The 8,704-nt window shown below is 44.3% G+C and carries 8 protein-coding genes; 7 read left to right on the top strand and 1 reads right to left on the bottom strand.

The window, feature by feature from the left end:
- Positions 1-388 precede the first annotated feature (388 nt).
- Positions 389-586, bottom strand: a complete 198-nt coding sequence (locus tag A1D16_RS20285; protein WP_290713017.1) for a hypothetical protein — start codon at positions 584-586, stop codon at positions 389-391.
- 50 nt (positions 587-636) lie between these two features.
- Here A1D16_RS20285 and radA point away from each other — a divergent pair, with 50 nt between their 5' ends.
- From radA to A1D16_RS20320, 7 genes are all read left to right on the top strand, one after another.
- Positions 637-2,010 (top strand): DNA repair protein RadA, encoded by a 1,374-nt coding sequence (gene radA, locus A1D16_RS20290; RefSeq protein WP_290713020.1) that lies wholly within the window; start codon positions 637-639, stop codon positions 2,008-2,010.
- Positions 2,011-2,068: 58 nt separating this feature from the next.
- Entirely contained in the window at positions 2,069-2,770 is a 702-nt protein-coding gene (locus tag A1D16_RS20295; RefSeq protein ID WP_290713023.1) for a phosphoribosyltransferase family protein, read from the top strand.
- Between the two features lie 39 nt (positions 2,771-2,809).
- Complete coding sequence (locus A1D16_RS20300) at positions 2,810-4,204, top strand: choice-of-anchor Q domain-containing protein (protein ID WP_290713026.1); 1,395 nt, start codon at positions 2,810-2,812, stop codon at positions 4,202-4,204.
- A 38-nt stretch (positions 4,205-4,242) separates the two neighbouring features.
- A complete protein-coding gene (locus A1D16_RS20305; RefSeq protein WP_290713029.1) occupies positions 4,243-4,755 on the top strand; it encodes a glutathione peroxidase in 513 nt (170 codons plus the stop codon).
- 12 nt (positions 4,756-4,767) lie between these two features.
- Positions 4,768-5,988 carry a hypothetical protein gene (locus A1D16_RS20310; protein WP_290713032.1) on the top strand — a complete coding sequence of 407 codons (1,221 nt, stop codon included), beginning with the start codon at positions 4,768-4,770 and terminating at the stop codon, positions 5,986-5,988.
- Positions 5,989-6,124: 136 nt separating this feature from the next.
- Positions 6,125-7,450 carry a regulatory iron-sulfur-containing complex subunit RicT gene (ricT, locus tag A1D16_RS20315; RefSeq protein WP_290713035.1) on the top strand — a complete coding sequence of 442 codons (1,326 nt, stop codon included), beginning with the start codon at positions 6,125-6,127 and terminating at the stop codon, positions 7,448-7,450.
- A 112-nt stretch (positions 7,451-7,562) separates the two neighbouring features.
- Positions 7,563-8,704, top strand: a 1,142-nt coding sequence (locus tag A1D16_RS20320; protein WP_290713038.1) for a hypothetical protein, incomplete at its 3' end; no start/stop codon positions are given.

The following is an 8,704-nucleotide window of genomic DNA, read 5'->3' on the forward strand; positions in this document are numbered from 1 at the left end:
CAACCTCCTGGCCAGACAAACCAGACCGTAGTGGCGTCTCCGAATATTGCTTGATCTTACTTTTAAGCCGATACGAAACCAGCATACTGATAACCACAAAAAGAATCGAAACCAACATAATTGACGGTGTCATAAAATACCCATTTAGGTGATTTAGAAGTCTATCAAATCAATATCCAATTTACCTAATTTCTCGCCAATCCGCTGTTTTTTAACGAATAAGCAGCCGTTTTGACACCTGGGCCAAAAGACCCTATTCCAGCCTGCCAATATGGCGTCATGATTTTTTTTGAGCCTCGGTTGGAAAAAATACAAATAATTGATTATCATTATTTTAAATCTATATTTCCGCAGTGGATCCAGGGGTGCTGACCCCCCTAAAAGTTATTCACAGGGTCAAAAATTTATTTTGAAATGTGCCCCTTATTCGTAATTTAGTGCAAGAATTTAATGGGTTAGTAAGTAAAGGGTCAGCAGCAATGCTGGCCTTTTTACTTTTAAAAAACAGCGTCATTTTACCTGCTTCAAATTTCATTTCTAAAAAATCCATCTCCTTTTTTCTTCCTCCATTTATCTTAGTTTGCATCCTAATAAATTAACGCCTTCTCTTAATCGTTCAGTTTTCACGTCTACATTATGTCCAAACCCAAATCAGCTTTTTTTTGTCAGCAATGTGGTTATGAAAGCACCAAGTGGTTGGGAAAATGTCCCGCCTGCCAACAATGGAATTCTTTTGTGGAAGAAATCAAACAAAAAGAAACGGCTAAAATCGCAGCAGCCTGGCAACTCGGATCCACTCCCACTAAAGCAACCGCTACACGCCTGCAGGATGTTGCTGTTTCAAAAGAATCCAGGATGATCACACCCGATCCGGAATTGAATCGTGTTTTGGGTGGCGGAATTGTAAATGGTAGCATTGTACTGGTAGCCGGCGAACCAGGTATTGGAAAATCAACCCTCTTCCTTCAAATAGGGCTTCAACTAAATTCTGTAAAGGTATTATACGTCAGTGGGGAAGAAAGCGAACAACAGATCCGGTTGCGCGCCACCCGGCTTCCTTATACCAATGAAAATTTCTACCTGCTAACGGCAACCAATACCCAACAGATTTTTCAGGAGATCAAACAACTGCAGCCAGAACTTGTAATTATCGATTCCATACAAACCCTTCATACCCCCACTATAGAATCATCTCCCGGAACAGTTTCTCAGATAAGAGAAACTGCCGCTGAATGGCAACGATTCGCAAAAGAATCCAATACCCCGGTTTTCCTGATTGGTCATATTACAAAAGACGGCACCATAGCCGGACCAAAAATTCTGGAACATATGGTGGATACCGTTTTGCAGTTTGAAGGTGACCGCCATTATACTTACCGGATCCTGCGTACACTAAAAAACAGATTTGGCAGCACCTCAGAATTGGGTATTTATGAAATGAGTGCAGCAGGAATGAAAGGAGTGCTCAATCCAAGTGATATACTTCTCTCCCATTCTGATGAACAATTGAGCGGCATTGCTATAGCTGCAGCCATAGAAGGTATGCGACCCTTTTTAATAGAAGTACAGGCCCTTGTAACACCTGCTGTGTACGGCACCCCCCAACGCACCGTAAGCGGTTTCGACCTGCGCCGCCTTCAACTATTATTAGCAGTATTGGAAAAAAGAGGCGGTTTTCAATTCGGGAACAAAGACGTATTCCTGAATATTGCCGGCGGATTAAAAGTGGAAGACCCTGCTATAGACCTGGCCGTACTATGTGCCTTGCTGAGTTCATTTACGGATATACCCATCCCCTCCCATACCTGTTTCGCCGGTGAAGTGGGACTAAGCGGAGAAATCCGATCAGTGAACAGGGTAGAACAGCGAATTTCAGAAGCGGAAAAACTTGGACTGGAAAAAATCCTGGTTTCCCGTTTTGGTCAGAAAGGAAACAATATGCCAGCTGCCAATATTGAAATTCTTCCACTGGCAAGAGTCGAAGACGTATATCAACGCTTGTTTTCCTGATAACAGATACCGTTTTTTAACGCTTGTAACACCGGCAACCCCAATGTATTTTGTGGGCATGCAGGTTTCTTCTCTATTAGATTTTTTTACTGCGCTCGTATTCCCCCATACCTGTGCCGGCTGTGGCAGTAATCAACTGCTCAACAAAAACGGCATTTGCACCGCCTGCCTCTGGTCATTGCCCCTTACCGGTTTTCTGCAAATACCCGATAATGATACCGACCAGATTTTCAAAGGAAGGATTCGGGTTGAATACAGTGCAGCAGCTACCTATTTTCTACCCCAATCAACGGTACAATCTATCCTTCACGCACTGAAATATTCCTACCGGAAAGAACTTGGCTTGCAACTGGGCAAATGGATGGGCTCGCAACTAGCTGATTGTACCTGGGCAAATAAAATCGACTGCATTCTTCCCATGCCCCTTCACCCTCTTCGAGAAGCAGTAAGAGGGTATAACCAGGCAGATCTGTTAAGCGAGGGTATACATCAGCAAACCGGTTTGCCTGTTGAATTCAACCTGCTGCAAAGAAATACCCCTACCCGTTCTCAAACTACACAACACAGGACAGAACGCTGGCAAAATATGAAAGATGTATTTCAGGTAAGGCAAGCGTCGAAACTGGAAAACAAACATGTGTTATTGATAGACGATGTGGTTACAACCGGTGCAACCCTGGAAGCAATGGGCCAAAAAATACTGGCTATACCAGGCACAAGGCTTAGTATTTATTGCTTTGCCTACACCCTTCCCCATTAATATTTCAGGTTTCCTGCATACTGCACTATTTTTGAAAACATGTTGCGCTTCTTTATCCTGCTTATCTCCAGCCTGGTACTTTATTCCTGTACGAAGGATAATTTGCTGACCAGCAAAGATGCACCTATATATATAGGTGTAGATACCATTCATTTTGATACAGTATTTACCACGGCAGGATCCATTACCCAAGCTTTCCGGATTAAAAATGAAAACAGGCAGCGGATCCGGATCAGCGCTATCCGGCTGGCAGGCGGTAATACTGGTGTATTTCGTATAAATGTAAACGGAGAACCAGGGCCATTGGTACAGTCGCTTGATATAGACGGGGGAGATAGTGCGCATGTTTTTGTAAATCTTCAGATCCCTTCAAATAGCAGTACCCTTCCTTTTCTGGTGCGCGACAGCATTTCGATTCAGTGGAATGGCCAGGAAAAATGGATTCAGCTCGATGCGTATGGCCAAAATGCCCGCTATATCCGAAACGGTGTAATAAGTTCTCCCACTACCTGGGATAACGCGTTACCCTATGTGATCCTGGGTCCACTGGTAGTAGAAGAAAATACCAGTTTGCAAATAACCAAAGGCAGCAGGATCTTCCTGCATGCCGATGCCTCTTTCCTGGTGAAAGGAAGCCTGCAGATTACCGGTGATACGGCAAAAGCAGACCGGGTAGTGTTTACAGGCGACCGGCTCGACGCACCTTATTCGGGATTTCCCGCATCCTGGCCAGGAATTATCTTTACGGCAGCTAGTGCTAACAGTCGTATCCAATACGCAAATTTCAACAATGCTTACCAGGCAATTGTGGTGGAAGGACCTGAAACCAGTGGGAATTATAAACTGGAACTCGACCAGGTCCAGATCGATAATGCCTATGATGCCGGCTTACTCGCCATCAATAGCTCCGTGTTCGCAAACAACCTGTTGATCAGTAATTGCGGAAAAAATCTTCAATTGGCCGGTGGCGGAAAATATACATTCCAGCACTGTACCATAGTTGCGCTCTCTAATAACCTGGTTGCCCATAAAGATCCGGTGGCCATGATAAGCAATGCTGTTATGGTAAACGGACAACCGGTTCAGGCTGCCCTGCAGGCCATTTTCCGGAATTGTATTTTCTGGGGAGAAGGAGGTACGGTAGACAATGAAGTGGTGGCCCTAAAAGAAGGGAACCTGCCTTATGAAGTAGTTGTAGCAGCAGGAATCTGGAAAATGAGCCAGCCGGTTCAGCATATACTGGCTGAAGATATGCTCACCAATGAAAATCCTCAATTTGAACTGTTCGAACCTGCAACAACCACCTATAATTTCAGGTTGAAAGAAGGTTCACCGGCTATTGACAAAGGCAGAAATCTCGGAGTGAACATTGACCTGGATGGAAAAAACAGACCCGTTGGACTGCCGGATTTTGGCGCTTACGAAAAACAATAAATCCTGAACTTTGTTAGTATACCAGATAAATTAACACTATGCTTAAAACATTGCTTCTTTCCATGATAGTTGTTGCCGTTACCGGCATTTATGATTTTAAAGTCAAAACACTCGATGGCAAACCCATGGATATGGCCCAGTTCAAAGGGAAAAAAATCCTGATTGTGAACACTGCATCCAAATGTGGCTACACCAAACAGTATGCAGACCTGCAGGAACTTTACGAAAAATACGGATCCAAAATAACGGTGGTAGGATTTCCTGCCAATAATTTTGGCGGACAGGAACCTGGTTCCAACGAAGAAATTGCAGGTTTTTGTAAAAAGAATTTTGGCGTAAGCTTCCCCATGGCAGAAAAAGTTAGTGTAAAAGGCAGCGACATCCACCCACTCTTTAAATACCTTACCCAGGAGGCTGAAAAAATGGGCGTAAAAGATCCTATTAAATGGAATTTCACCAAATTCCTCGTAGACGAAAATGGTAAATTACTCCAGGTTTTCCCAAGTGGTGTTAAACCCACCGATGAAGCTATTACCAAATACCTGAATTAGTATATTCGCCGAATGGTATTCGACGAAATCGTAGGACAACAGGAAATAAAAGAACAACTCAGAGACATGGTTCAATCCAACCGATTGAGCCATGCTTTGTTGATGCTTGGTAAGGATGGAGCGGGGGGGCTTCCGCTAGCGCTTGCTTTTGCGCAATACCTGGTATGTGATAAAATTCAGCATATCCTTTATCCTCCGCCGGCCGGCCCTTCCCTGTTTGGCGAAGAGGAGCCGGTCAGCAGTACCGGTAAAATTCCCGGCAATGCCTGTGGTACCTGTTCCGCTTGTACCAAAGCGGCAGCATTTGTTCATCCGGATATCCATTTTTCTTACCCCGTAATCCCTAAAAAAAGTGGTGATAAGCCGATAAGTACCGACTATAGTACGCAATGGAGGTCTTTTCTGGCGGAACAGCCATATGGTAATTTGTACGATTGGCTGCAGTTTATCCAGGCTGAAAATAAACAGGGTAATATTACTTCCGATGAGTGTAATGAAATCATCCGTAAGCTAAGTCTAAAAACTTTTGAAAGCAGGTATAAAATCCTGGTAATGTGGATGCCGGAAATGCTTGGGAAAGAAGGTAATAAATTACTTAAACTAATAGAAGAACCGCCTCCTAATACGGTTTTCCTACTGGTTGCTGAAAATGAGGCGCTGATTTTACCTACTATTATATCCCGTTGTCAGTTGGTCCGCATCCCCCCCCTGGCAGACGAAGCAGTGGCAATGGCCCTGATGAACGATAAAAGAGTAGAGGAAAAACAGGCCCGGCAAATTGCAGCAATTTCAGAAGGCAATTACAGGGTTGCGCTGGCAGAACTTAACCATGCAGGAGAAGATTGGCAGTTGCTGGTGCGGGAATGGCTGAATGCCGTCCTGAAAAACGGACCGGTTTCACTGGTAAAATGGATTGAAGAGATCAGTAAACAAGGAAGGGAAAAACAGAAGCAGTTTCTCCGCTTTTTTAATCATCTTCTGCAGCAAAGTATCCGTATCCACATTTTAGGGGAAAATAGCAACTGGGCCTCGAACTTGCCCGTTGCGGAAAAAGATTTTATCCTCCGGATCAATAAAATGGCCGATTTATCGCAACAGGAGGCTATTGTGGAAGAACTGGACAAGGCAGCATATTATATTGAAAGAAATGCTAATGCGAAAATGCTTTTCCATGCCTTGAGTTTACAATTATTCCATATTTTACGAGATAAGGCGAGGGTTCAGCCCTGGTAGTTTTCGCCTATATTTGTAAAAGATAATTAATTCACATTCATTTTATTACACATATATGGGATGCAGTAGTTGTGGTACGGGGAAACCCAATGGTTGCAAAAGCAACGGAGGATGTTCCTCTGGTGGTTGCAACAGAATGAATGCGTACGATTGGTTACAGAACCTTCCATTTGCCGATCCGGAAGCGGCCTGCAAAGTGGTGGAGGTTTCTTTTAATAATGGCAGCCGAAAGGATTTTTTCCGCAACAATACACTCACTGTTTTCGAAAAAGGAGAACAGGTTACAGTAGAAGGAGTAAGCGGAGTGGACGTTGGTGAAATTAACCTGCATGGCGAAATCGTACGCATACAGCTGAAAAAAAGAGGGGCCAATGAATTTGACCCCGAAATGAAAAAAGTGTTACGCAGGGCCAATGAACGCGACCTGGAATTATTGAAAGTCAACAAGGCCAGGGAACCTGAAGCCCTTATCCGGGCAAGAGCCATAGCTCGGCAACTGAAGCTGGATATGAAAATTAGTGAAGTAGAAATCCAGGCAGATGGGCGTAAAGCAACCTTTTTTTACATAGCAGATGACCGGGTAGATTTCAGGGAGCTGATTAAGATTTATGCCAGCGAATTCAAAGTAAAAGTAGAAATGCGCCAGATCGGTGCCCGCCAGGAAGCCGCCAAAGTAGGTGGAATCGGAAGTTGTGGGCGAGAACTTTGCTGTAGCACCTGGTTAACGGACTTCAAAAGTGTAAACACTACCGCAGCCCGTTACCAGAACCTGAGCATAAACCAAACAAAATTAAGCGGTCAGTGCGGCCGGTTGAAATGCTGCCTGAACTATGAACTGGATACCTACCTGGATGCCCTCCAGGGTTTTCCGGACAGGGCTGATACAATTCGGGTAGCCCGGGGAACAGCTACCCTCATTAAAAAGGATATTTTCAAGAACCTGATGTGGTACATATTGCCGGATAGCAATAAACAATACCCGTTAACTATTGACCGGGTCAGAAAAATCATGTCCCAGAATGCCCAGGGCATCGTTCCGGATGAGCTCGAAGCCGTTGATGTTACCAGTTCCAAGCCAAAAGAGGTGGAGCCGGAATTTGTGGATGTAGTCGGACAAATCAGTTTACGAAGCCTGGAGAAAAACGATCGCCGCAGAAAACAGCAGCAACAGCAACAACAGCAGAAGCAAAAAACTGGTGCCCAACAAAAAGGCCCTCAACAGGGTCAAGCGCGGCCTTCGCAGCAGCCACAGCAGAAACAACAAGGCTCCAGGCCGGCACGCCCACAAGGCGATCGCCCGCAACAGGGAGAAAAAACAAGAACAGACCGGCCACCGGCAAATCGGCCAACACGCCCGCAAAAACCAACCGCCGGCCCGAAAAACCAGGGTGGCACCAACCCGGGAAATCCTAATCCCAGGCCTCCGAAAGCTGGTCCGGCTGGCAACCCGCCAACCACCTAGTTATATTGTTTAAGTAAACTGATCTGATATTAAAATCCGTTTAGTGCTGTACGCCTGAACGGATTTTTCTTTTTTAAAGCCTTATTTTTAAGTACAACATACTCCTTATTATATGAGAAAAATTGTAGTGGCGATTTTTTTCCTGCAACTCAGTAAGCTGGTTACCGCCCAGCAACCTAGTTATTCAAAACTGCAGCTGCAACCGGAAGCGCCAAAAGCGGGACAATCAATTGTACTAAACTACCAGCCAGATATGCCTGGATGGAAAAAAGCCGCCAGCATTCCAGCTGCAGTTTATATAGCAATAGGAGATCGGATAGAAGCCAGGGACCTCTCGTTCAAGAAAAACAAGTCCTCCTTTACAACTGGCTTTACCATTCCGGACAGCGCCACCTTGTTCATTGTAAAAATCGGGAGCGAGAAGCAAATTGATAATAATGACAATAAAGGCTATAGCTTCTTTGTAATGGATGAAAAAGGCGAGCCCATAAAATCGGCTTTCCGTAAAATGAGCCAGCTCTATAAAAGCGAGGGGCGCTCCATGGGGATCAATGAAGATGAGAAAAAAGCCAGCTACTATTTTGATAAATGTTATGAAAACGGCTTGCCTGCAAATGCCGGATACGAGGAAACACTGAACTATTATCAGACAAAAAAAGACACCCTTGGTCTCATCAATTATCTTACTGATCTACCAACAAAAGAAGGCATCAATGATATAAACTATTCAAGTGCTGTATTTTATGCAAATCAATACCAGCATAAACCGATAGGCAAATTGTTACTGGCCTATCAGAAACTTAAATTTCCCGACGGAATATGGAGAACAAGAGATATTTATCCCCTCTTTAACGCTGCCAAAACAGCTGCAGCAAAACAAGCTCTCCTGGATAGTTTTTCGGCCACTATAAAAGGCGAACCGCAGGATTGGCAAAAAAGAGTGATCAGTAATATCAATTCTAACATCTCCTTTATGCATGCAAAGGAAGGGAATTTTGCCAGGGCAGAGCAGATCGCTGATAAAACAGCTAAAGGCACCGAACTGGCCGAATTCTATAATAATTTAGCATGGCCTGCTGCGGAAAAAGGGCAAAACCTGGAAGAAGCTGCCGTAATTTCAAAAAAATCGCTCGATATTCTTGAGAAGGAAAAAACAGAACTGCTGGAGAAACCAGCTGAATTATCAACAGCTGATTACCTGAAACGAATTTCCAATATGGAGGGTATGTTTGCAGACACCTATGCATACATCCT

The sequence above is a fragment of the Flavihumibacter sp. CACIAM 22H1 genome, assembly GCF_001601815.1.
GTDB lineage: Bacteria > Bacteroidota > Bacteroidia > Chitinophagales > Chitinophagaceae > Flavihumibacter.